Origin of the sequence: Kitasatospora sp. CB01950, from assembly GCF_001905465.1 — a bacterium.
Taxonomy (GTDB): Bacteria; Actinomycetota; Actinomycetes; order Streptomycetales; family Streptomycetaceae; genus Kitasatospora.
Genome location: NZ_LISX01000001.1, coordinates 935,974 through 958,221, shown reverse-complemented (window position 1 = coordinate 958,221; position 22,248 = coordinate 935,974). Strand labels below are relative to the sequence as shown.

Annotated in this window: 20 protein-coding genes and 1 pseudogene; 8 read left to right on the top strand and 13 right to left on the bottom strand. The window is 72.9% G+C overall.

Going from position 1 to position 22,248, the window contains the following annotated elements; genetic code table 11:
- The first annotated feature begins 160 nt into the window (after positions 1-160).
- A complete protein-coding gene (locus tag AMK19_RS04475) occupies positions 161-682 on the top strand; it encodes a GtrA family protein (protein WP_073808166.1) in 522 nt (173 codons plus the stop codon).
- Between the two features lie 13 nt (positions 683-695).
- Here AMK19_RS04475 and AMK19_RS04470 read toward each other — a convergent pair whose 3' ends face one another.
- Together AMK19_RS04470 and AMK19_RS04465 are read right to left on the bottom strand one after the other, a co-directional pair.
- On the bottom strand, positions 696-1,934 hold the full coding sequence (locus tag AMK19_RS04470; protein ID WP_073808165.1) for an ATP-binding protein: 1,239 nt from the start codon (positions 1,932-1,934) through the stop codon (positions 696-698).
- Between the two features lie 13 nt (positions 1,935-1,947).
- On the bottom strand, positions 1,948-2,622 hold the full coding sequence (locus AMK19_RS04465) for a response regulator transcription factor (protein ID WP_043914270.1): 675 nt from the start codon (positions 2,620-2,622) through the stop codon (positions 1,948-1,950).
- Positions 2,623-2,939: 317 nt separating this feature from the next.
- Here AMK19_RS04465 and AMK19_RS04460 point away from each other — a divergent pair, with 317 nt between their 5' ends.
- A complete protein-coding gene (locus AMK19_RS04460; protein ID WP_073808163.1) occupies positions 2,940-4,448 on the top strand; it encodes a peptide MFS transporter in 1,509 nt (502 codons plus the stop codon).
- Between the two features lie 21 nt (positions 4,449-4,469).
- Here AMK19_RS04460 and hutI read toward each other — a convergent pair whose 3' ends face one another.
- From hutI to hutH, 8 genes are all read right to left on the bottom strand, one after another.
- Positions 4,470-5,651 carry an imidazolonepropionase gene (gene hutI / locus AMK19_RS04455; RefSeq protein ID WP_073808162.1) on the bottom strand — a complete coding sequence of 394 codons (1,182 nt, stop codon included), beginning with the start codon at positions 5,649-5,651 and terminating at the stop codon, positions 4,470-4,472.
- A 70-nt stretch (positions 5,652-5,721) separates the two neighbouring features.
- Positions 5,722-7,074 carry a formimidoylglutamate deiminase gene (locus AMK19_RS04450; protein WP_073808160.1) on the bottom strand — a complete coding sequence of 451 codons (1,353 nt, stop codon included), beginning with the start codon at positions 7,072-7,074 and terminating at the stop codon, positions 5,722-5,724.
- Positions 7,059-8,246 carry an allantoate amidohydrolase gene (locus AMK19_RS04445; RefSeq protein WP_143200056.1) on the bottom strand — a complete coding sequence of 396 codons (1,188 nt, stop codon included), beginning with the start codon at positions 8,244-8,246 and terminating at the stop codon, positions 7,059-7,061. Before AMK19_RS04445 ends, AMK19_RS04450 begins: the two co-directional genes overlap by 16 nt.
- A gap of 17 nt (positions 8,247-8,263) precedes the next feature.
- Positions 8,264-9,949 (bottom strand): urocanate hydratase, encoded by a 1,686-nt coding sequence (gene hutU / locus AMK19_RS04440; protein ID WP_073808157.1) that lies wholly within the window; start codon positions 9,947-9,949, stop codon positions 8,264-8,266.
- Positions 9,950-10,056: 107 nt separating this feature from the next.
- Entirely contained in the window at positions 10,057-10,410 is a 354-nt protein-coding gene (locus AMK19_RS04435) for an SHOCT domain-containing protein (protein WP_073808391.1), read from the bottom strand.
- 196 nt (positions 10,411-10,606) lie between these two features.
- Complete coding sequence (locus tag AMK19_RS04430; protein WP_143200039.1) at positions 10,607-10,948, bottom strand: hypothetical protein; 342 nt, start codon at positions 10,946-10,948, stop codon at positions 10,607-10,609.
- Positions 10,949-11,053: 105 nt separating this feature from the next.
- The gene (locus AMK19_RS04425; RefSeq protein ID WP_073808154.1) at positions 11,054-11,926 is read right to left on the bottom strand and encodes a MurR/RpiR family transcriptional regulator; all 873 of its coding nucleotides are present in this window, start codon (positions 11,924-11,926) and stop codon (positions 11,054-11,056) included.
- A gap of 160 nt (positions 11,927-12,086) precedes the next feature.
- Positions 12,087-13,655, bottom strand: a complete 1,569-nt coding sequence (hutH, locus tag AMK19_RS04420; protein WP_073808153.1) for a histidine ammonia-lyase — start codon at positions 13,653-13,655, stop codon at positions 12,087-12,089.
- Between the two features lie 130 nt (positions 13,656-13,785).
- Here hutH and fdhD point away from each other — a divergent pair, with 130 nt between their 5' ends.
- Positions 13,786-14,616 (top strand): formate dehydrogenase accessory sulfurtransferase FdhD, encoded by an 831-nt coding sequence (gene fdhD / locus AMK19_RS04415; RefSeq protein ID WP_073808152.1) that lies wholly within the window; start codon positions 13,786-13,788, stop codon positions 14,614-14,616.
- A gap of 5 nt (positions 14,617-14,621) precedes the next feature.
- On the opposite strand, the gene AMK19_RS04410 is transcribed toward fdhD, so the two are convergent.
- A complete protein-coding gene (locus AMK19_RS04410) occupies positions 14,622-14,822 on the bottom strand; it encodes an acyl-CoA carboxylase subunit epsilon (RefSeq protein ID WP_073808150.1) in 201 nt (66 codons plus the stop codon).
- Positions 14,823-14,840: 18 nt separating this feature from the next.
- Positions 14,841-16,430, bottom strand: a complete 1,590-nt coding sequence (locus tag AMK19_RS04405; protein WP_073808149.1) for an acyl-CoA carboxylase subunit beta — start codon at positions 16,428-16,430, stop codon at positions 14,841-14,843.
- 202 nt (positions 16,431-16,632) lie between these two features.
- Here AMK19_RS04405 and AMK19_RS04400 point away from each other — a divergent pair, with 202 nt between their 5' ends.
- The 3 genes and pseudogenes from AMK19_RS04400 to AMK19_RS04390 all read left to right on the top strand — a co-directional run.
- A complete protein-coding gene (locus AMK19_RS04400) occupies positions 16,633-17,529 on the top strand; it encodes a biotin--[acetyl-CoA-carboxylase] ligase (protein WP_443134984.1) in 897 nt (298 codons plus the stop codon).
- Positions 17,530-17,713: 184 nt separating this feature from the next.
- The gene (locus AMK19_RS04395) at positions 17,714-18,805 is read left to right on the top strand and encodes an adenylate/guanylate cyclase domain-containing protein (protein ID WP_073808147.1); all 1,092 of its coding nucleotides are present in this window, start codon (positions 17,714-17,716) and stop codon (positions 18,803-18,805) included.
- 142 nt (positions 18,806-18,947) lie between these two features.
- Positions 18,948-20,138, top strand: a pseudogene (locus AMK19_RS04390) (diguanylate cyclase domain-containing protein); the annotation flags it as partial.
- A gap of 633 nt (positions 20,139-20,771) precedes the next feature.
- On the opposite strand, the gene AMK19_RS04385 reads toward AMK19_RS04390, so the two are convergent.
- Positions 20,772-21,191, bottom strand: a complete 420-nt coding sequence (locus AMK19_RS04385) for a DoxX family protein (protein ID WP_073808144.1) — start codon at positions 21,189-21,191, stop codon at positions 20,772-20,774.
- A gap of 241 nt (positions 21,192-21,432) precedes the next feature.
- Between AMK19_RS04385 and mmpB the strand changes: the two genes are divergently transcribed.
- Together mmpB and AMK19_RS04380 are read left to right on the top strand one after the other, a co-directional pair.
- Positions 21,433-21,558, top strand: a complete 126-nt coding sequence (gene mmpB, locus AMK19_RS37925; protein ID WP_274536948.1) for a morphogenic membrane protein MmpB — start codon at positions 21,433-21,435, stop codon at positions 21,556-21,558.
- Positions 21,559-21,632: 74 nt separating this feature from the next.
- A complete protein-coding gene (locus tag AMK19_RS04380) occupies positions 21,633-22,244 on the top strand; it encodes a Maf family protein (protein WP_073808143.1) in 612 nt (203 codons plus the stop codon).
- The last annotated feature ends 4 nt before the right edge of the window (positions 22,245-22,248 follow it).

Sequence of the window (22,248 nt, the reverse complement as noted above, 5' to 3'; positions counted from 1 at the left end):
CTCCAGGATATCGGGGCCGGTCAAAGGCCCGACACCGGCGTGCGCGGGGGGCGTACGCACCGGGCGTGGCACGGAGCACACAGAATGTGCGGGTAGCCTGGTGCGCCGGATCGCACGACACCACCTAATCCGATCATGTGAAGCATACGGAGCAGCCCGCATGACGAGCACCACAGAATCGCGCCCCTCGTTGACCCGGCGACTGCGCGGCCTGTCCATGGAAGCCGTCGGCTTCGCCGTGATCGGCGCCTCCGGTGTGGTCGTCAATTTCGCCCTGTTCTGGATCCTCACCAACGGCTTCGGCCTGGCCTCGCTGCGCTCCAACATCGCAGCCACCCTGGTCGCCATCGCCACCAACTACCTGGGCTACCGGTACTGGCTGTACAAGGACCGCGACGCCGCCTCCCGCAAGCGCGAGATCACGCTGTTCCTGCTGTTCAGCGGCATCGGCATGCTGATCGAGACCGGCACCCTGGGCTTCACCCAGTACGTGCTGGGCCTGGACACCCCGTTCGAGAAGCTGGGCGGCAAGTTCCTCGGCCTGGCGATCGCCACCGTGTTCCGCTTCATCTCCTACCGCACCTGGGTGTTCAAGGCGATGCCGGAGCTGGAGGACCCCGAGGTGGTGCAGGAGGCCGAGCTGCTGCTGGCCGCCGAGGACAGCCGCTCGGTGAGCAACTGACCTTTCCCGTACGTCAGTCGCCCGCGTGGGCGAGGAACAGTGCGAACACCGGCGGCCGCAGCGACAGCAGTTCGAGGCGGCCGCCGTCGGCTTCCGCGAGGTCGCGGGCGACGGCGAGGCCGATGCCGGTGGAGTTGCGGCCGCTGACGGCCCGCTCGAAGACCCGGTTGCCGAGTTCCCGGGGGACGCCCGGCCCCTCGTCCTGGACCTCGGCGACCACCGAGCTGCCGGAGCGGCGGGCCCGCAGGGTGATGGTGCCGGCGCCGTGCATCAGCGAGTTCTCGATCAGCGTGGCCAGCACCTGGGAGACGGTGCCGGGGGTGCCGATCACCCGGACGTCGCGCAGGCCCTCGACGACCAGTTGGCGCCGGCTGTCGCGGAGCGTCGGGGCCCACTCCTCGACCTGCTGCTTGAGGACGTCGTCCAGGCAGAAGCTGACCGCGGTGGGGCTGTTGGGGTCGCGCTGGTTGGTGAGCAGCCGCTGCACCACGTCGGTGAGCCGTTCGACCTGCTGGAGGCCGATGGTGGCCTCCTCGCGGACGGTGTTGGGGTCCTCGGCGAGCGCGGTGATCTCCTCCAGCCGCATGGAGAGCGCGGTGAGCGGGGTGCGCAGCTGGTGCGAGGCGTCGGCGGCGAGCCGGCGTTCGGCGGTGAGCATCCGCGCGATGCGTTCCGCGCTGGTGTCCAGCACCTCGGCGATCCGGTCGAGTTCGGGCACGCCGTAGCGGCGTCCCTGCGGGCGGGGGTCGCCGGAGCCGAGCCGTTCGGCGGTCTCGGCGAGGTCGGTGAGCGGGCGGGCCAGCCGCTTGGCCTGCCAGACGGCGAGCGCCACGGCGGCCTGCACGGCCAGCAGTGCGACCACGCCGAGCAGCAGCAGCATGTTGCCGATCTCGTGGTCGAGCGCGGTACGGGACTGGGCCACGGTCACGGTCTCGCCGCTGGCCCCGGATTCGGTGGCGGTCAGCGCGGGCCCGTCGACCGGGCGGCCGAGGACGATCTGCGGCTGCCCGGGGATGTCGACGGTGACGTAGAAGTTCTCCGTCACCACGGCGGCGAACTTCTCGCCGCTGACCGGCTCGCCCGCGGCGAGCCGGCTCTCCACCAGTCCGAGCACCCGGACCGCCACCGCGTCCACCCGGTCGTTGGCCGCGTTCGTGATGGACTGCTTCTCGATCAGGGCCAGCGGCACGCAGAACACCGCGACCACCACCAGGACGACGCCCAGCAGTGAGTTGATCATCCTGCGCTTCACGCCGGGTGGACCTTCAGCTCTTCTCGAAGCGGAAGCCCACGCCGCGCACGGTGGCGATGTAGCGCGGGTTGGCGGCGTCGTCGCCGAGCTTCTTCCGCAGCCAGGAGATGTGCATGTCCAGGGTCTTGGTGGAGGTCCACCAGGTGGTGTCCCAGACCTGGCGCATGATCTCCTCGCGGGTGACCACCCGGCCGGCGTCCCGGACCAGCACCCGCAGCAGCTCGAACTCCTTGGCGGAGAGGGTGAGTTCCTCCTCGCCGAGCCAGGCGCGGTGCGACTCGATGTCGATCTTCACGCCGTGCGCGCCGGTGGTCAGCTGGTCGACGTTGCCGCGACGCAGCAGGGCGCGGACCCGGGCGAGCAGCTCGGCCAGCCGGAACGGCTTGGTGACGTAGTCGTCGGCGCCGGCGTCCAGGCCGACGACGGTGTCCACCTCGTCGGCGCGGGCGGTGAGCACCAGGACCGGGAAGCTCTTGCCGTCGGCGCGCAGCCGCCGGCACACCTCCAGGCCGTCCATCTCGGGGAGCCCGAGGTCCAGCACGATCAGGTCGACGTCCTCGCTGAGGCCGGCGCCCAGGGCGGCCGGTCCGTCCTCGCGGACGAGTACCTCGTAGCCCTCGCGGCGCAGGGCGCGGGCCAGCGGTTCGGAGATTGCCGGGTCGTCCTCGGCCAGCAGCACACAGGTCATAGGGGCGATGGTAGACCGCTCGGGGACGCCCGATCAGGGGGTAATCACAGCTTTCGCCGCGCCCGGGCCGGGCACTGTGAACACTGTCACAGGCCGTGATCGAGTTGCATTCCCGGGCATCTTTGGTAGCAACTGCGCTTACATGGACATTCTTCGCACGAGCCTTGCCATCGCAGGCAATTCTCTCGCTCAGGCATCGAAAGGCACAGTGCAGCGGCACCCAGCTTTACCTTCCGAATACCATTCACGCTCCGCAGTCGGCCGAACTCGCGACTTACAGTGGTGGAGAACCCGAGCAAGACAGGCAAGGAATCAGCATGGCTTCGAGCACCCTGGAGTCCGAGGTAGGGTCCTCCCCCTCCACCGGTCGGACCTTCTTCGGCCATCCCCGCGGCCTCGCGACCCTCTTCATGACGGAGACCTGGGAGCGCTTCAGCTTCTACGGCATGAAGGCCCTGCTGTTCGTCTACATGACCGCCAAGGCGGCCGACGGCGGCCTGGAGCTGAACATCGCCACGGCGGCCGCGGTGGTCTCGGTCTACACCGCGATGGTCTACCTGCTGGCGCTGCCCGGCGGCTGGCTCGCCGACCGCGTCCTCGGCGCCCGGCGCACCGTCCTGCTCGGCGGCCTGACCGTCATCCTCGGGCACTTCATGCTCGCGGTGCCCGGCAAGCCCATGTTCTTCCTCGGACTGGTGCCGATCGCGATCGGCTCCGGACTGATCAAGTCCAACATCTCGACCATGGTCGGCCACCTCTACGACGGGCCCAACGACCCGCGCCGGGACGGCGGCTTCACGATCTTCTACATGGGCATCAACCTCGGCTCGTTCTTCGCGCCGCTGGTGATCGGCACCGTGGGCCAGAAGGTCAACTGGCACCTGGGCTTCGCGCTGGCCGGCGTCGGCATGGCCCTCGGCCTGATCCAGTACATGCTGGGCAGCCGGCACCTCAGCCCGCGCTCGAGCGTGGTCTGCGCCCCGCTCGGCGCCGCCGAGCGCCGCACGCTGCTGCGCCGGGCCGGGATCTGGCTGGCCGCCGCCGCGCTCTTCTACGGCACCCTGGTGGGCACCGGGCACTTCTCCTCCGGCTGGCTGATCTGGCCGCTGTCGCTGGCCGGCATCGCCATCCCCGTCGTGGTGTTCGCCCGGATCCGCCGGGACAAGGAGCTGACCGGCGCGGAGCGCTCCCGGATCAACGGCTACGTGTGGTTCTTCGTCGCCGCCGCGATCTTCTGGATGATCTACGACCAGTCCGCTTCGACGCTCACCCTGTTCGCCGAGCAGCACACCGACAAGAACCTGTTCGGCTTCTCGTTCCCGTCCAGCTGGTTCCAGTCGCTGAACCCGCTGTACATCATGGCGCTGGCCCCGGTCTTCGCCTGGCTGTGGAACGTCGCCGCCCGCCGCAACCGCAACCCCTCCACCACCGCCAAGTTCGCCTTCGGCCTGCTGATGATCGGCGCGTCGTTCCTGGTGATGATGCTGGCGATGGCCGCCGCGAGCGGCGACACCAGTGTCACCCCGATGTGGCTGGCCGTGGTCTACCTGATCCAGACCGTCGGCGAGCTGACCCTCTCCCCGGTCGGCCTGTCCGTCACCACCAAGCTGGCGCCGGCCAAGTACGCCAGCCAGATGATGGGCATCTGGTTCCTCGCCGTCACCGCGGGCGACTGCGTGGCCGCGATCGCCCAGCTGCTCCTGGGCGACCAGGTGGTCGGCTCCACCTGGTACTTCGCCGTCCAGGGCCTCCTCGCCGTCGCCGCCGGCTTCGGCCTGTTCTCCGTCCGCGGCCGGGTCGGCAGGCTGATGGGCGACGTGCACTAGCCAGGGGCTGCCCTCGAACCCCTAGACCGTCCGGACCCCGCCCTTCCGCGCCCCGCCCTGCCAGACGGCGGCGGTCAGCGGGACGCCCGGGCGGTAGGCCAGGTGGACGTGCGAGGGCGCGTCCAGCAGCTGGAGGTCCGCCCGGGCCCCCGGGGTGATCCGTCCGACGTCGGTGCGGCGCAGCGCCTGCGCCCCGCCCGCAGTGGCGGCGTGCACGGCCTCGTCGGGGGTCATGCCCATCTCGCGCACCGCGACGGCGATGCAGAACGGCATCGAGCTGGTGAAGCTGGAGCCGGGGTTGCAGTCCGTGGACAGCGCGACCCGCGCCCCGGCGTCCACCAGTCGCCGGGCGTCCGGGTAGGGCGCCCGGGTGGAGAACTCGGCGCCGGGCAGCAGGGTGGCCACCGTGTCGCCGTCGGCCAGCGCCGCCACGTCCTGGTCGGTCAGGTGCGTGCAGTGGTCGGCGGACGCGGCGCCGAGTTCCACGGCGAGTTGCACGCCCGGGCCGAAGCTCAGCTGGTTGGCGTGCACCCGGGGCGCCAGGCCCTTCGCCATTCCGGCGGTCAGCACCGCCCGCGCCTGGTCGCCGTCGAACGCCCCGCGCTCGCAGAACACGTCCACCCACTTCGCGAACGGGGCGCACGCCTCCAGCATCTCCCCGGTGACCAGGTCCACGTAGCCCGCCGGGTCCTCCGCGAACTCGGGGCCGACCACGTGCGCCCCGAGGTAGGTGGTCTCCTCGGTGTGCCCGGCCGCGATCCGCAGCGACCGCGCCTCGTCGGCGGTGCTCAGCCCGTACCCGGACTTCACCTCGACCGTCGTGGTCCCCTGCCGCAGCATCTCCGCCAGGTACCGGGTGAGGTTCGCGTTCAGCTCGGCGTCGGAGGCCGCCCGGGTCGCCGCCACGGTGGTCCGGATGCCGCCGGCCGAGTACGCCCGTCCCGACATCCGTGCGTTGAACTCGGCGGTGCGGTCGCCGGCGAACACCAGGTGCGAGTGGCTGTCCACGAACCCGGGCAGCAACGCCCGGCCGGCGGCGTCGACGGTCTCGTCGGCGGCGGGGGCGTCCCCGGCCCGGCCCACCCACGCCACCCGGTCGCCCTCGACGACCACGGCGGCGTCGGACAGCAGCCCGAGCGGGCCTTCCCCGAGCGCGGGGTCGTTGGTGACCAGCGATCCAACATTGCTGATGAGCAGGCTCATGAACGTCTCTGTCCTTGACCGGTCGTAGTCCACTGAACCCCCGCGCCCCGGCCGGGGCGCGGGGAACGCCTTACCGCAGTGCGCCCACCGCATCGGCCGTCGCCCGCGCGACGTCCGGCACGAGCTGGTGCACCCCGTCCTTGACGACGTGCCGCCCGCCCACCACGACGTGCCGCACGTCCGCCGCGCTCGCCGCGAACACCGCGATCTCCGCTCCCAGCTCCGGCGGCGGCCCGGCGGTCCGCACGCTGTCGAGCGCGATCACGCAGAAGTCGGCCAGGAACCCGGCCTCGATGCGTCCCGCCTCGTCCCAGCCCAGCGACGCGTGCCCGTCCTCGGTGCCCGCCCGGAGCAGCGCGTTCGCCGTCCAGTGCCCCCGGGTGCGGGTCCGCAGCCGCTCGTCGAGTTCCAGCGCCCGGGCTTCCTCGAACGGGTCGATCACGGCGTGGCTGTCGCTGCCGAGGGTGATCGGGCAGCCCGCGGCGGCCAGCCGCCTGGCGGGTCCGATGCCGTCGGCGAGGTCCCGTTCGGTCGTCGGGCACATGCAGACCGCGGTCGTGCTGTCGGACAGCAGCCGTACGTCCTCGTCGGTGAGGTGCGTCGCGTGGACGACCGAGGTGCGCGGCCCGAGCACGCCGTGGTCGGCGAGGAGGCGGGTCGGGGTGACGCCGTGCGCGGTGAGGCAGGCGTCGTTCTCGGCGGTCTGTTCGGAGAGGTGGACGTGCAGCGGGGCCTTCCGCATCGCGGCCCAGTGCGCGACGGTGCCCAACTGCTCGGCGGGGACGGCCCGCACGGAGTGCACCGCGGCGCCGATCCGGGCGTGCTCGGCCTCCGGCAGCGCGGAGGCCCGCTCGGCCCAGGCCTCGGCGTCCCCGTCGGAGAAGCGCAGCTGTTCCCGGGTGGGCTCCGCGCCGAACCCGGAGGACAGGTAGCAGGTGTCCAGCAGCGTGATCCGGATTCCGGCCCGGGACGCCGCCTCGATCAGTGCCTCGCCCATCACGTTCGGGTTGGCGTACCGGACGCCGCCGGGCGCGTGGTGCAGGTAGTGGAACTCGCCGACGGCGGTGATGCCGGCCAGCGCCATCTCGGCGTACACGGCGGTGGCGAGCGCCAGGTAGCTGTCGGGGTCGAGGGCGGAGGCGACCTTGTACATGGTGTCGCGCCAGGTCCAGAACGTCCCGGAGCCGACCTGGACGGTGCCGCGCAGCGCCCGGTGGAAGGCGTGCGAGTGCGCGTTGGCCTGCCCGGGCAGGGCCAGCCCGGCGAGCCGGACGGCCCCGGCGGGGCAGGGCCCGCTGTCGGGGGTGACCTTGGCGATCAGGCCGCCGGGGCCGACGGCGATCAGGACGTCGCGCCGGACGGCGGGGCCGTCGGCGCCCGGCAGCCAGGCGTGTTCGGCCCAGTACGTCACGACGGGCGACATGCGAGGTCCTCCAGTACGTCGGCGAGGGCGGTGACTCCGGCGTGGCAGTCGGCCTGCTCGGCATACTCGGCCGGGGAGTGCGAGACGCCGCTGGGGTTCCGCACGAACAGCATGGCGGTCGGGACGGCGGACGCCAGGATTCCGGCGTCGTGTCCCGCGCCGGTGGGCAGGACGGGTGCGCCGAGCAGTCCCGCGAGGCGGTCGCGCAGCGGGCCGTCGAAGTCGACCACCGGCGTGTACGACTCGCGGACCAGCTCCACCCGCACGCCGTCGCGCTCGCCCCGTTCGACCGCCGACTGCTCGATGGCGTCGACCAGTTCGCGCAGCGTCCGTTCGTCGGCGGCCCGCGAGTCGAGCCAGCCGCGGACCAGCGAGGCGATCGCGTTGGTGCCGTTGGGTTCGACGGCGACCTTGCCGAAGGTGGCGAGCGCCCCGGCGAGGCGGGCCTTCTTGCGGGCGGCGAGCACCGTGGTGGCGTAGGTGAGCATCGGGTCGCGGCGGTCGACGAGCCGGGTGGTGCCGGCGTGGTTGGCCTCGCCGTGGAAGTCGAACCGCCAACGGCCGTGCGGCCAGATCGCGCCGGCCACGCCGACCGGCTGCCCCTCCTCGAGGTGACGCCCCTGCTCGACGTGGAGTTCGACGAACGCGCCGATCCGGCCGAGGAGTTCGGGGTCGGCCCCGATCAGCCCCGGGTCGTGCCCGGCGCGTTCCATGGCGTCGGGCAGCCGTACGCCGTCGGCGTCGCGCAGCGCGTACGCGGCGTCCCGGTCGAGCACGCCGGTGGCCAGCCGGGAGCCGACGCAGGCGACGCCGAACCGGGCGCCCTCCTCGTCCCCGAAGTTGACGATCGCCAGCGGACGGGTGAACTCAACTCCGCGCGACCGGAGTTCGTCGAGGGCGGCGAAGGAGGAGACCACGCCGAGCGGGCCGTCGTAGGCGCCGCCGTCGGGCACCGAGTCCAGGTGCGAGCCGGTGACGACCGCGTCGCCGGCGGCCGGGTCGCCGAGCCAGGCCCACTGGTTGCCGTTGCGGTCGGTCTCGAAGGCCAGCCCGCGGGCCCGGGCCTGCTCCTCGAACCAGGCCCGGCACTCGGCGTCGGCGGAGTTCCAGGCGTGCCGCCGGTAGCCGCCGGTGGAGGCGGAGCGGCCCACGGGGAGCAGCTCCGCCCACATCGCGTCGAAGCCCTCGGTCACAGCTCGGCCATGGGGCTGTGCTCATTCATGGGAACGCGGACGCCCCGCTCGTCGGCGACCTCGGAGGCCCGGTCGTAGCCGGCGTCCACGTGCCGGATGACGCCCATGCCGGGGTCGTTGGTGAGGACCCGGCGGATCTTCTCACCGGCCAGCGGGGTGCCGTCGGCGACGGTGACCTGCCCGGCGTGGATGGAGCGGCCGATGCCGACGCCGCCGCCGTGGTGGATGGACACCCAGGACGCGCCGGAGGCGACGTTGACCATGGCGTTGAGCAGCGGCCAGTCGGCGATCGCGTCGGAGCCGTCGAGCATCGCCTCGGTCTCCCGGTAGGGGGAGGCGACGGAGCCGCAGTCCAGGTGGTCGCGGCCGATCACGATCGGCGCGGACAGCTCGCCGGACGCCACCATGTCGTTGAACCGCTCGCCGGCCTTGTCGCGCTCGCCGTAGCCGAGCCAGCAGATCCGGGCGGGCAGGCCCTGGAAGTGCACCTTCTCCTGGGCCATCCTGATCCAGCGGTGCAGCGACTCGTTCTCCGGGAACAGGTCGAGGACGGCCTTGTCGGTCTTGTGGATGTCCTTCGGGTCGCCGGACAGCGCCGCCCAGCGGAACGGACCCCGGCCTTCGCAGAACAGCGGCCGGATGTACGCGGGAACGAAGCCGGGGAAGGCGAATGCCCGGTCGTATCCGGCGAGTTGGGCTTCGCCGCGGATCGAGTTGCCGTAGTCGAAGACCTCCGCGCCGCGGTCCTGGAAGCCGACCATGGCCTCCACGTGGCGGGCCATCGACTCGCGGGCGCGCTGGGTGAACTCGGCGGGCTTCTCGGCCGCGTAGGTCGCCATGTCGTCGAAGGCGACGCCGGTCGGCAGGTAGGCCAGCGGGTCGTGGGCGCTGGTCTGGTCGGTGACGATGTCGATCGGGGCGTCCATCGCGAGCAGCTGCGGGAGCAGGTCGGCGGCGTTGCCGAGCAGGCCGATGGAGAGCGGCTGCCGCTTGTCGCGGGCCTCGGTGGCGAGTTGCAGCGCGTGGTCGAGGCTCGTGGCTTCGACGTCGAGGTAGCGGTGCTCGATCCGGCGGGCGATCCGGGACGGGTCGCAGTCGATGCAGATCGCCACGCCGCCGTTCATGGTGACGGCCAGCGGCTGGGCGCCGCCCATGCCGCCGAGGCCGGCGGTGAGGGTGATGGTGCCTTCCAGCGTCCCGTTGAAGCGCTTGTCGGCGACGGCCGCGAAGGTCTCGTAGGTGCCCTGGAGGATGCCCTGGGTGCCGATGTAGATCCACGAACCGGCGGTCATCTGGCCGTACATGGTGAGGCCGAGCGACTCCAGGCGGCGGAACTCCTCCCAGTTCGCCCAGTCGCCGACCAGGTTGGAGTTGGCGATCAGCACGCGGGGCGCCCACTCGTGGGTCTGCATCACGCCGACCGGCCGGCCCGACTGCACGAGCATGGTCTCGTCCTGCTTGAGGCCCTGGAGGGTCCTCACCATGGCGTCGAAGGAACGCCAGTCGCGGGCGGCCTTGCCGGTGCCGCCGTAGACCACCAGCTTGGACGGGTGCTCGGCGACCTCCGGGTCGAGGTTGTTCATCAGCATCCGCAGGGCGGCCTCCTGCTGCCAGCCCTGCGTGCTCAGCCCGGTGCCCCGTGCCGCGCGCACCTCACGCGGGCCGCTCGCCTGCTCTGCCATGGACCAGCCTCCTTGCGGATGGATTCATTCACGATCAAGCAGAGTGAATATATCCAAACAGCATCGGGCTGACCAGAGTTTCGGGCACCCGCGTCGGCGCCCCTTCGTCAGCTCTTCCCCGGATCCCCCGGCCCACTCGATCCACTCGATCCACTCGACCCACCCGGCGGACTGCCGCCGCCGTGCTCGCCGCGCAACGCCGCCAGCCGGTGCCGGTACTCGTCGACGTCGATCTCGCCCCGGGCCAGCCGCTCGGCCAACAGCCGCTCCGCCTCCGGGGCACGGCCCTGCGGCGGGTTCCCCCACCGCGGCCCGCCCGCCGACGTCCCGCCCCTCCGCTCGGCCGAGAACATCCGCCAGAGCGCGGCCAGCACGACGATCACCAGCAGCACGAACAGCATGAACGTGATTCCGGGCAGCACCCACGACCAGCCGCCGTGGTACCCGTGATGCCAATACATCCCGATCACCCGCCACCGCGCACCCGTACGGTGCGCCGCTTCCAGTCTGCTCCTCGCCCTGCGACGGCGGTGCTCGGCGGGCTCGGAGCGCGGCGGTGGCGACCGGTACGGGCGCGCCGCCGGACAGGTCGAAGGTCCGGGTGTCGATCACGCGTCCCCCCGTTCCGGCGCACACCGCAGCGCTCGCGGCCGGCCGTCAGGCGGCCGCGTCGCCGTCCCAGTCGATGCCGATCTCGGCGAGCCAGCGGCGGTCCTCCGCGTCGGGCTGCGGGGTCGGTTCTCCGGGCCGGGCGGGCGGGCGCGGGATGTGTTGGACGGGGCCGACGCCGTAGCGGGCGGCGGCCTCCTCGGCGGCGGGGTCACCGGGTTCCAGGACGCCGATGTGCACGGCGTTCTCGTCGCCCGGGTCGAGCACGATCAGTTCGGGGTGCGGCGGGCGGCGCAGCGCGATGCGGCGGCCGCAGAGCGGGCAGGACCATTCGTCGGCGCCGGAGCCGAGCCGGCCGGTGAGGCGCATCTGATGGATCGGTGGTGGCATTGGACTTCCCCCGTCCAAGGCTGTCGTCGTCCCTACCCAGGAAGATGCCCGCCCACGGCCGGTCGTCAACCCGGCGGAGAGGTGTCATTGGGGGAACAACGGGTGTCAGTCCAGGAAAAGTTGACGTGCCGTCGCGGACTGCTCGATGGCTTCCAGGCGGGCTTCGGCGTCGGGGATCTCGTCGCACATCGCCTGCAGCAGCACCCGGCCGAGGACCATCGGGGCGCAGGCGGTGTCGAAGACCAGGCCGGTGCCGACGGCGGCGGGGAGCATCACGTCGGAGAGCTTGGCGACCGGGGCGAAGGTGGAGTCGGCGACGGTGAGGACGGTCAGTCCGCAGTCGCGGGCGACGGTGAGGGCGTCCATGAGTTCGCGCGGGTAGCGGGGCAGCGCGAAGCAGAGCAGGGCGGTGGCGCCGGCGGCGACGGCCTGTTCGAGGCGGTCGGCGAGCATCGAGCCGCCCTCGTCGAGCAGCCGAATGTCGGGGTGGACCTTGGCGGCGAAGTAGGAGAAGCCGCGGGCCTGGGCGGACGCGGCGCGCAGGCCGAGCACGGGCAGCGGGCGGGACGCGGCGAGGATCCGGGCCGCGCGGACGATCGGCGCGGGGTCGGCGAGCAGTTCGGCGAGGTGCCGCAGGTGTTCGATCTCGGCGAGGACGGCCTGCTGGTGCTGGTTGCGGACCACGTCGTGGTGGCTCTCGGGCGCGGTGGCCTCGCCGACGCCGAGTTCCCGCAGCTGCTTGCGCAGCGCCGGGTAGCCGTCGTAGCCGAGGGCGACGGCGAAGCGGGTGACGGACGGCTGGCTGACGCCGGCGAGTTCGGCGACCTCGACGCTGGAGAGGAACGGCGCCTCGGTGGCGTGCCGGACCAGCGAGTGGGCGATCCGCCGCTGGGTGGGCGTCAGCCGGTGGCCCTCGAAGAGCTGGAGCAGCCGGGCGGAGGGTCCGGCGGTCGTTCCGGTCTCGTCCAGGGCGGTCATCTCGGGTACCTCCACGCTCGGTTGGGCGGTCGCCGGTGGCTTCGGCGGTGGGACGACTGTGGCGCAGTCCCGACTGGTGGGCAACGGCATTCCGCCAGCCGGGACGGGCGCGTTCGGACAGTAGTCCGGCGCGCCCGTCCTGCGACACATCGTCACATCGTCAGGCCAGCGGGCCGGTGACCTGCTGAACCGCCTCGACCAGGGCGCCGGAGGCGACCAGCGCGGCGGCGGCCTCCAGGTCCGGGGAGAGGTAGCGGTCGCGGCCGGGCCCGCCGACCCCGGCGGCCCGGGCGGCGGCGACGGCGGCGGCGGTCGCCGGAGCGAGCACGCCGGTCTCCTCGGCGGCCTGCTCCCGGATCTCCAACGCCCGTGCGGAGGCGACGAGTTCGACGGCCAGCACGCGGCCGAGGTTGGCCACCGACTGGCGCAGCTTGCGGGCCGCGGACCAGCCCATCGAGACGTGGTCCTCCTGCATCGCCGAGGACGGGATGGAGTCCACCGAGGCGGGCACCGCGAGCCGCTTGTTCTCGCTGACCAGCGCGGCCTGGGTGTACTGGGCGATCATCAGACCGGAGTCGACGCCCGGGTCGTCCGCGAGGAACGCGGGCAGGCCGTGCGAGCGGGCCTTGTCGAGCAGCCGGTCGGTGCGGCGCTCGGAGATCGAGGCCAGGTCGGCGGCGGCGATCGCCAGGAAGTCCAGCACGTAGGCGACGGGCGCGCCGTGGAAGTTGCCGTTGGACTCGACCCGGCCGTCGGGCAGCACCACCGGGTTGTCCACGGACGCGGCCAGCTCCCGGTCGGCGACCAGGGCGGCGTGCGCCAGGGTGTCGCGGCCGGCGCCGGCCACCTGCGGGGCGCAGCGGATCGAGTAGGCGTCCTGGACCCGCGGCGCGTCGTCCTGGTGGTGGCCGGTGAGGCCGGAACCGCGCAGGACGGCCAGCATGTTGGCGGCGGCGGCGGCCTGCCCGGGGTGCGGGCGGATCGGGGCGTGCAGCTCGGGGGCGAGCACCTTGTCGGTGCCGAGCAGCGCCTCCAGCGTCATCGCGGCGGTGATGTCGGCGGTGGTGTAGAGCCGGCGCAGGTCGGCGAGGGCCATCACCAGCATGCCGAGCATGCCGTCGGTGCCGTTGATGAGGGCCAGGCCCTCCTTCTCCAGCAGTTCGACGGGCGCGATGCCGGCGGCGGCGAGCAGCTCGGCGGCGTCCTTCTCGACGCCGTCGGGGCCGAACGCGGTGCCCTCGCCCATCAGCACGAGTGCGCAGTGCGACAGCGGGGCGAGGTCGCCGGAGCAGCCGAGCGAGCCGAACTCCCGCACCACGGGGGTGATTCCGGCGTTCAGCAGGGCGGCCATGGTCTCGGCGACCAGCGGGCGGACGCCGGTGCGGCCGGAGGCGAGTGTCTTCATCCGCAGGAAGACCAGCGCCCGGACCACCTCGGTCTCCACCACCGGGCCCATGCCGGCGGCGTGCGAACGTACCAGCGAACGCTGGAGCTGGGCCCGCAGTTCGGGGCTGATGTGGCGCACCGCCAGCGCGCCGAAGCCGGTGGAGACCCCGTACACGGGCCGGGGCTCGGCGGCGAGGGCGTCGATCCGGGCCCGGGCGGCAGCCATCTCGGCGAGCGCGTCCGGCCCGATCTCCACCCTGGCCCCGCCCCGGGCGACGGCGAGGACATCCTCGGCGCTGACGTCGGCCTTGCCGACCTGGACGACGACACTGTGCATATCCATATGCACATTCTCACCAGGTGAATGAAGATCTGACAAGCATTGTCGGCCGACCGGTCCGGCAGCCCGGGCGCCGTGCCCGGGCTGCGCGCCGCCGAGCTCTGGTTGACTGGCCCGCGGAGGTGCGACACGGATGGCGCGGGCAACGGTACGGCGGCGGGTGGTGCGGCTGCGGGGGGCGGAGCGGGGGGCTCGGCCGGACAGTCTGGCGGCGGAGGAGCCGTTGGAGATCCGGATCGGCGGCGAGGCGCTGACCGTCACCATGCGCACCCCGGGGCACGACTTCGACCTGGTGGCGGGCTTCCTGGTCGGCGAGGGCCTGGTCGGCGCCACCGAGGAGCTCGCCGCGCTGCGCTACTGCGCGGGCGCCGACGAGGACGGCGCCAACAGCTACAACGTGGTCGACGCGACCGTCCGCGGCGCCCGCCCCGCGCTGTCCGCGCACCGCAACCTGCTCACCACCAGCGCCTGCGGCCTGTGCGGACGCGACACCGTGGACGCGGTGCGCACCCGCAGCCGCTGGGACGTCTCCGCCGACCCGCTGACGCTCGACCCGGAGGTGCTGTACGCCCTGCCGGAGCGGCTGCGCGCCGCCCAGCGCACCTTCGAGAGCACCGGCGGCCTGCACGCGGCCGCGCTGTTCACCGCCGACGGCGCCCTGCTGTGCGCCCGCGAGGACGTCGGCCGGCACAACGCGGTCGACAAGGTGGTCGGCTGGGCGCTGCGCGAGGGCCTGCTGCCGCTGCGCGGGCACGTCCTGCTGGTCTCCGGCCGGGCGTCCTTCGAGCTCACCCAGAAGGCCGCACTGGCCGGCCTGCCGCTGCTGGCGGCGGTCTCCGCGCCGTCCTCGCTCGCCGTCGACCTGGCCGAGGAGCTCGGCCTGACCCTGGTCGGCTTCCTGCGCGAACGCACCGCGAACGTCTACACCCGTGCGGACCGGATCGTCGCCGACCCGCACGGGTGAAATCCTCAGCGCGGCCAGAGGCTGGTGCGCCAGGCGTGCGGCCCGGGCGCGGGGACGGGACGGGGAGTGCGGCTGGTCCACGCGGTGGCCGGGCCGCTCGCGGAGGCCTGCCGGGCCCCGGCGGCGGCCCGGGCTTGGACCACCGCCAGGACGGTGGCCAGCTCCTCGGGGGTCGGCTGCCCGTGCAGCACCTGAATCGGAGTCATGCGGGGTGAACCCTTCTGCTACAGCGGGATGTTGCCGTGCTTCTTCGGCGGCAGCGCCTCCCGCTTGCCGCGCAGCGCCCGCAGCCCGCGGACGATGTGCCGGCGGGTCTCGCTGGGCGCGATGACCGCGTCGACGTAGCCGCGCTCGGCGGCCAGGTACGGGTTGAGCAGGGTTTCCTCGTACGAGGCGAGCAGCTCGGCCCGGCGCTCCTCGCCGCGGCCCTCGGCCTCGGCGGCGGCGATCTCCCGGCGGTGCAGGATGTTGACCGCGCCCTGCGCGCCCATCACCGCGATCTGCGCGGTCGGCCAGGCCAGGTTGATGTCCGCGCCCAGGTGCTTGGAGCCCATCACGTCGTACGCGCCGCCGAACGCCTTGCGGGTGATCACGGTGATCAGCGGGACGGTGGCCTCCGCGTAGGCGAAGATCAGCTTCGCGCCGCGGCGGATGATGCCGTCCCACTCCTGGCCGGTGCCGGGCAGGAAGCCGGGCACGTCGACGAAGGTCAGCACCGGGATGTTGAACGCGTCGCAGGTGCGCACGAAGCGGGCGGCCTTCTCGCTGGCCGCGATGTCCAGGCAGCCCGCCAGGTCCATCGGCTGGTTGCCGACCACGCCCACCGGGTGGCCCTCGACCCGGCCGAAGCCGACCACGATGTTGCCCGCGTACAGCGGCTGGACCTCCAGGAAGTCCCCGTCGTCCAGCACGTGCTCGACCACCCGGCGGATGTCGTACGGCTGGTTCGCCGAGTCCGGCACGATGCCGTCGAGTTCGAGGTCCTCGTCGGTGATCGACAGGTCCGCCTGCTCGGGGTAGACCGGCGGGTCGGAGAGGTTGTTCGACGGCAGGTACGACAGCAGGCTCTTGACGTACTCGATGGCCTCCTTCTCGTCGGCGGCCAGGTAGTGCGCGTTGCCGGACTTCGTGTTGTGGGTGCGGGCGCCGCCCAGCTCCTCCATGTCCACGGTCTCGCCGGTGACGGTCTTGATCACGTCGGGGCCGGTGATGAACATGTGCGAGGTCTTGTCGGCCATCACCACGAAGTCGGTGACCGCCGGCGAGTACACCGCGCCGCCCGCGCACGGGCCCATGATCAGCGAGATCTGCGGGATCACGCCCGAGGCGTGCACGTTGCGGCGGAAGATCTCGCCGTACAGGCCGAGCGAGACCACGCCCTCCTGGATCCGCGCGCCGCCGGAGTCGTTGATGCCGATCATCGGGCAGCCGGTCTTCAGCGCGAAGTCCATCACCTTGACGATCTTCTCGCCGAACACCTCGCCCAGCGAACCGCCGAACACCGTGAAGTCCTGCGCGAACACCGCGATCTGGCGGCCGTCCACGGTGCCGTAGCCGGTGATCACGCCGTCGCCGTAGGGCCGGTTCTTCTCCTGGCCGAAGTTGGTCGAGCGGTGCCGGGCGAACTCGTCGAACTCCACGAACGAGTCCTCGTCCAGCAGTTCCAGGATCCGCTCACGGGCGGTCAGCTTGCCCTTGGCGTGCTGCTTCTCGACCGCGGCGGCGGAACCGGAGTGCACCGCCTCGTCGATCCGCCGGCGCAGGTCGGCGAGCTTTCCGGCGGTGGTGTGCGGGTCGTGCGGTGCCTCGGCCATTGCGGTGGCTCTCCCTGCGTCCTCGGCCGCCGGCCCGGGGCGTTGGAGGGTTGCGGGCAGGGCGGCGCTGCGGTCTACCGTTGCGTAGCGTAGCCAGCGCGGAGGCGTCCGCGGCTATGGCCATCGACACATCGTGCCACTGCCCGGTTTGCGGGACGATGATGCGGCGTGCGGCTGTTGCCCTCGCCATAGGGTGGGCCGGGTGAGCACACCCGAGAGCCCCCGCCCCCGCCGCTCCGGACTGCGCGGCTTCGGCCACGACGGCCCGTCCCCCTGGACCGACCTGGACCGGCCGCCGCTCGACGAGGCGGCCCTGCGGCTCGACCTGCTGCGCCCCGGCGCCCTGTGGACCTCACTCGATGTGGTGAGCGAGACCGGCTCCACCAACTCCGACCTGGCCGCCCGCGCCAAGGACGGCGCACCCGAGGGCGCCGTCCTGGTCGCCGAGTCGCAGAACGCCGCCCGCGGCCGGCTCGACCGCCGCTGGAACGCGCCGCCCCGCTCCGGGCTCTTCCTGTCCGTGCTGCTGCGCCCGCAGGGCGTGCCGATGGAACGCTACGGCTGGCTGCCGATCCTGATCGGCACCGCCGTCTCCGCCACCCTCGACCGGATCGCCGGCGTCCGCACCGGCCTGAAGTGGCCCAACGACCTCCAGGCCGAGGTCGACGGCCAGGAACGCAAGCTCGGCGGCATCCTCACCGAACTCTCCGGCGGCGCCGTGATCGCCGGCCTCGGCCTCAACGTCTCCCTCCGGCAGGCCGAACTGCCCGTCCCCACCGCCACCTCGCTCGCCCTGGCCGGCGCCGAGACCACCGACCGGGCCACCCTGCTGCGCGCCCTGCTGCGCGAGTTCGCCGAACTGTACGGCGAGTGGACGGCCGCCGCCGGCGACCCGCACGCCAGCGGCCTGCTGCCCGCGTACACCGCCCGATGCACCACCCTGAACCGGCCCGTCAAGGTCCAACTCCCGGGCGACCGCGAACTGCGGGGCGAAGCGGTGGCCGTCGACGGCGACGGCCGGCTGGTGGTCCGCACCCCCGACGGCACCCGGCACGCCGTCGCCGCCGGCGACGTGGTGCACGTCCGCCCGCAGAACTGACGGGCCGGTCTCACCCACCGGAACCCTCGGACCGGCTGTCGGGCGGATGCCCCGGATTACGCGATTCCGTGCGAACATTCCACCTGGCAGCGGTGTGAGGCTCGCCACTACCCCCTGCGGTGGTCGCGTACCCGAACCCCGAGGACGGCAAGACACAAGTGCTCGAACGCACGGGGACGGACCGGTGACAGACAACGGCGGCGCCACGACGGGCTCCGGCAACGACGGCACTCCCGCCGACGCGCTCGAAGCGACGGACGAGACCACCGTCGCCACCGACCTTGAGCGGCTCATCCTCGACGCGCCGCGCAAGTACACCCCGTACCAGGCCGCGCGCGCCGCCGAGGTCCCGATGGACCTCGCCACCCGCTTCTGGCGCGCCATGGGCTTCCCCGACATCGGCCAGTCCCGGGCCCTCAACGACAACGACGTGATCGCGCTGCGCCGCCTGGCCGGCCTGATCGAGTCCGGGCTGCTCAGCGAACCCATGGCGATCCAGGTCGCCCGCTCCACCGGCCAGACCACCGCGCGACTCGCCGGCTGGCAGATGGACACCTTCCTCGACAACCTCACCCAGGCCGTCGAACCCGGCCTGACCCGCTCCGACGTCGCCTACCCGCTGGTCGAACTGCTCCTCCCCGAGCTCGAACAGTTCCTCGTCTACGTCTGGCGCCGCCAACTCGCCGCCGTCACCGGCCGCGTGGTCCAGGCCGCCGAGGACCACGAGACCACCTCCGGCCGCCTCGCCGTCGCCTTCGCCGACCTGGTCGGCTTCACCCGGCTCTCCCGCCGCCTGGAGGAAGAGGAACTCGGCGAACTCGTCGAAGGCTTCGAGAACACCTGCTCCGACCTGATCGCCGGCCAGGGCGGACGCGTCGTCAAGACGCTCGGCGACGAGATCCTCTTCGTCTCCGAGGACCCGGCCACCGTCGCCGAGATCGCCCTCTCCCTGGTCGAGACGCTCGCCAAGGAGGACAACATGCCCGCCCTCCGCGTCGGCATGGCCTTCGGCACCGTCACCTCCCGCATGGGCGACGTCTTCGGCACCACCGTCAACCTCGCCTCCCGCCTCACCTCCATCGCCCCGAAGGACGCCGTCCTGGTCGACGGCGAACTCGCCACGGCCCTCGAACACAACGGCACCGCGACTCTTCCCGAGGGGCCCCCTGCACCCGGCCACCGCTTCCACCTCCAGCCCATGTGGCGCCGCCCGGTCCGCGGCCTCGGCCTGGTCGAACCGTGGCTCCTCACCCGCACCCCCACCGCCACCGGCTGAGCACCACCAGGGGCGCGTGGGGGTTCTCCCCCAGCCCTAGCGGGCTGGGAGGTACCCCCACGCGCCCCTGGTGGTGCCACCACAAATCACCCAAACCGACCTAGGCTGGATGAAACGGCCCGCGGGAGGGAATGTGGCGACGATGACTGACCAGGCGGCGGCGCCGGACTCGCGGTTGCAGGCGGTGGTGGAGCTCGCGCAGGCGATGGCCGGGGCGCCGACCCCGCTGGAAGCAGTTCGCGCGGCGGCCTCGCGGGCGACGTCCGCACTGGGGGCGACGATGGCGGCGGTCTCGGTGTGGGACCGCGAGTCGGGCCGCCTGCGGGTGCTGGTGAACCACGGAGACCTCGCGCCGGGCGAGGAGGAGCTTCCGGAGGACGAGTCGTACCCGGTCGCGGACTTCCCGGAGATCGTGACGTACCTGGAGGAGCACTGGACCACCGGCCGTCTCCCCCGGGCGTGGGTGCAGACGGCGGAGGATCTCGGCCCGCACGCCGGTCATCCGCTCCCGGCCTCCGGCGCGTTCTGCCGCTCGCGCGCCGCAGGCCTGCGGCGGCGCGGCCGCGGCTGCTGCCTGGTCGCCCCGATCGTGCTGCACGGCCAGGCGTGGGGCGAGCTGTATCTGGCGCGCGGCATCGGCATGCCGGTGTTCACGGACGCCGACGCCGAGTACGCGACGCTGCTGGCGGCGCAGATCTCGGCCGGCCTCGCCCAGACCGAACGGGTCGCCGACCTGCGCAGGCTGGCGTTCACCGACGCGCTGACCGGCCTGGCGAACCGTCGCGCGGTGGACGCCCGGCTGGAGGAGGCGTTGAAGGCGCACACCCGGGACGGCGTGGTGGTCTCGCTGGTGGTGTGCGACGTGAACGGGTTGAAGCGGGTCAACGACCAGCTGGGCCACGAGATGGGCGACCGGCTGCTGGAGCGGTTCGCGCACCAGTTGTCGCTGGCCGCGGCGAAGCTGCCGGACAGCCTCGCGGCGCGGCTCGGCGGCGACGAGTTCTGTCTGCTCGCGGAGGGCCGGTCCGCGGACGAGGTGGTCGCGGTGGCGGAGGAACTGTGCACCCGCGCACTGGAGTTGACGGACGGCGAGGGCGTCGCCTGCGGAATCGCGTCGACCGGGGACTCGATCGGCCCGGTGACCACGGCGGACCGGCTGTTCCGGCTGGCGGACGCCGCGCAGTACCGGGCGAAGGCGGCCCGGGCGGCGCACCCGGTGGTGGCGGGGCGGGGCCACGGTCCGGGGTTCGCGCCGGATCCGGTGGTGCAGCTCGCGGACAGCCGGCGGTCGCCGGGCGGCCGGCCGAACGGCGACCGGCGGCGGTTCCGGGGTTCGGCGCACAGCGCCGATCCGGGCCAGTTGCTGGCGGCGGTGCTGGCGGCGCTGGACCAGGGCGGGGTGCAGGGCGTGGTGACGCACCCGGCGGACACCCTGGGACGGCTGTCGGTGGTCGCGGAGACCGCGTCGCGGCTGCTGAACGCGGTGGGCTGGTGGGTGTCGTACGTGCCGCCGGGTTCGCCGCTGATGCGCACCTCGCGGCACGCGGTGTACCGGATGACGGGCGGCCCGGCGTCGGCGCGGGCGCAGACCCAGCGGGCGCAGATCGAGGCCCCGGACGCGGTGTTCGACCTGCGGCACTATCCGTTGACCGGCCGGGCGGTGACCGGCGGGGCGTTCGCGCTGCGGGCCGGCGCGGCGGGCAACGACGCCGCGGAGGAGGCGGTGATGGTGGTGTCCGGGTACCGGGCGATGGTCGCGGCGGGCGGCGCCAACCCGGCGGGCGGCTGGCTGGTGGAGCTGTTCGCCGACGATTCCACGCTGCCGCTCGGCCAGGTCACGTCGGCGCTGCGGGCACTGGTGGCGGTGGCCCTGTCGGGGCCGTGCTCCCCGCCGCCGTCCTGACGCCGGGCAAGCGGGCGGGTGCGCCCCTGTCCTCGCACCCGCCTGCGTGTCGCGCCTGCCCGCTCAGCGGGCGAGGCGGCTGCCGAGTGCAAAGCTGCCGGGGCCCACGGCGGCGATGAGCAGGAACGCCCAGCAGAACAGCACGGCGGGCTCGCCGCCGTTCTGCAGCGGGAACAGCGCGGTCTGCTGGTGGACGCTGAAGTAGGCGTAGGCCATCGAGCCGGAGGCGGCCAGCGCGGCGGTCCGGGTGCCGATGCCGAACAGGACGAGCAGGCCGCAGACGAGCTGGATGACGGCGGCGTACCAGCCGGGCCAGCTGCCGGCCGGGACGGTGCCGCCGCCGTGCGCCCCGCCGAGGACGCCGAACAGCGAGGCGGCGCCGTGGCAGGCGAAGAGCAGGCCGGTGATGACCCGGTAGAGCGCGACGAGGTGCGGGCGGGCCGCGTCGGTGGCGGCCCTTGCGGTGGTGACGAGGTCGGACATGGATCTCCTCAGCCGGAACCAGTGGGGTGGTCTGCCGTACGTGCCCTGACCGTTGACGTGTCGTCGGTTCGCGGGGGAGATCGGCGCCCCGCACGGCACCGATCATGAACCGGACAAGTCAGTGGGTCCATTGGAGGGGCACGGGGGCACGGCGTCAAGCAGGCACCGGAACTATCGCCCGTGCCGGGACTGAGTACGGATACTCAGGCGCCGCACCCGGTCCGCGTTGCAGGCTGATCGAATGCTCTGGTCAGACCCCCGTGACGAGCCGTCGCCCGAGGCCCGCGAGGTGCAGCGCAGGCTGCATCGCACAGCGGTGGTGATGGCGGTGCTGGCCATGATCGCGACGGCGCTGGTGCTGGCGTAGCGCGGCCAGTGCCGCGGCAGGCGGCCTTTGCGCGACGGGGCGGAGGCTGCCTGCCGCGGCACTAGGCTGAGGGCATGACCGCTCGCCGCCCGCTCGTTCTCGCGTCCGCCTCCCCCGCCCGGCTGGGCCTGCTGCGGCAGGCGGGCCTGGACCCGCTGGTCCGGGTGAGCGGGGTCGACGAGGACGCGCTGTCCGCGCCGACGCCCGGCGAACTGGCGCTGGTGCTGGCCGTGGCGAAGGCCGAGAAGATCGCCGCCGAACTGTCCGGCGAGCCCGGCGAGCCGCCGCTGGTGATCGGCTGCGACTCGGTGCTGGAGCTGGACGGCGAGGCGCTCGGCAAGCCCGCCGACGCCGACGAGGCGGTGCGGCGCTGGCAGTCGATGCGCGGCCGTGCGGGCGTGCTGCGCACCGGCCACTGCGTGATCGACACCGCCACCGGCCGGCAGGCGAAGGCCACCGCCTCCACCACCGTCCGGTTCGGCACCCCGGACGACGCCGAGGTCGCCGCCTACGTCGCCTCCGGCGAACCGCTGCACGTGGCCGGGGCGTTCACCCTGGACGGCCGCTCCGCACCGTTCGTGGAGGGGATCGACGGCGACCCCGGCAACGTCATCGGCCTGTCCCTGCCGCTGCTGCGCCGCCTGCTCGCCGAGCTCGACGTCCGCATCACCGACCTCTGGGCCTGATCCC

Coding starts and splice junctions, on each gene's coding strand:
- AMK19_RS04475 (WP_073808166.1), top strand. CDS start 161: ATGACGAGCACCACAGAATCGCGCCCCTCGTTGACCCGGCGACTGCGC.
- AMK19_RS04465 (WP_043914270.1), bottom strand. CDS start 2,622: ATGACCTGTGTGCTGCTGGCCGAGGACGACCCGGCAATCTCCGAACCG.
- AMK19_RS04460 (WP_073808163.1), top strand. CDS start 2,940: ATGGCTTCGAGCACCCTGGAGTCCGAGGTAGGGTCCTCCCCCTCCACC.
- hutI (WP_073808162.1), bottom strand. CDS start 5,651: ATGAGCCTGCTCATCAGCAATGTTGGATCGCTGGTCACCAACGACCCC.
- AMK19_RS04450 (WP_073808160.1), bottom strand. CDS start 7,074: ATGTCGCCCGTCGTGACGTACTGGGCCGAACACGCCTGGCTGCCGGGC.
- AMK19_RS04445 (WP_143200056.1), bottom strand. CDS start 8,246: ATGTGGGCGGAGCTGCTCCCCGTGGGCCGCTCCGCCTCCACCGGCGGC.
- hutU (WP_073808157.1), bottom strand. CDS start 9,949: ATGGCAGAGCAGGCGAGCGGCCCGCGTGAGGTGCGCGCGGCACGGGGC.
- AMK19_RS04435 (WP_073808391.1), bottom strand. CDS start 10,410: ATGTATTGGCATCACGGGTACCACGGCGGCTGGTCGTGGGTGCTGCCC.
- AMK19_RS04430 (WP_143200039.1), bottom strand. CDS start 10,948: ATGCCACCACCGATCCATCAGATGCGCCTCACCGGCCGGCTCGGCTCC.
- AMK19_RS04425 (WP_073808154.1), bottom strand. CDS start 11,926: ATGACCGCCCTGGACGAGACCGGAACGACCGCCGGACCCTCCGCCCGG.
- hutH (WP_073808153.1), bottom strand. CDS start 13,655: ATGGATATGCACAGTGTCGTCGTCCAGGTCGGCAAGGCCGACGTCAGC.
- fdhD (WP_073808152.1), top strand. CDS start 13,786: ATGGCGCGGGCAACGGTACGGCGGCGGGTGGTGCGGCTGCGGGGGGCG.
- AMK19_RS04410 (WP_073808150.1), bottom strand. CDS start 14,822: ATGACTCCGATTCAGGTGCTGCACGGGCAGCCGACCCCCGAGGAGCTG.
- AMK19_RS04405 (WP_073808149.1), bottom strand. CDS start 16,430: ATGGCCGAGGCACCGCACGACCCGCACACCACCGCCGGAAAGCTCGCC.
- AMK19_RS04385 (WP_073808144.1), bottom strand. CDS start 21,191: ATGTCCGACCTCGTCACCACCGCAAGGGCCGCCACCGACGCGGCCCGC.
- mmpB (WP_274536948.1), top strand. CDS start 21,433: ATGCTCTGGTCAGACCCCCGTGACGAGCCGTCGCCCGAGGCCCGCGAG.
- AMK19_RS04380 (WP_073808143.1), top strand. CDS start 21,633: ATGACCGCTCGCCGCCCGCTCGTTCTCGCGTCCGCCTCCCCCGCCCGG.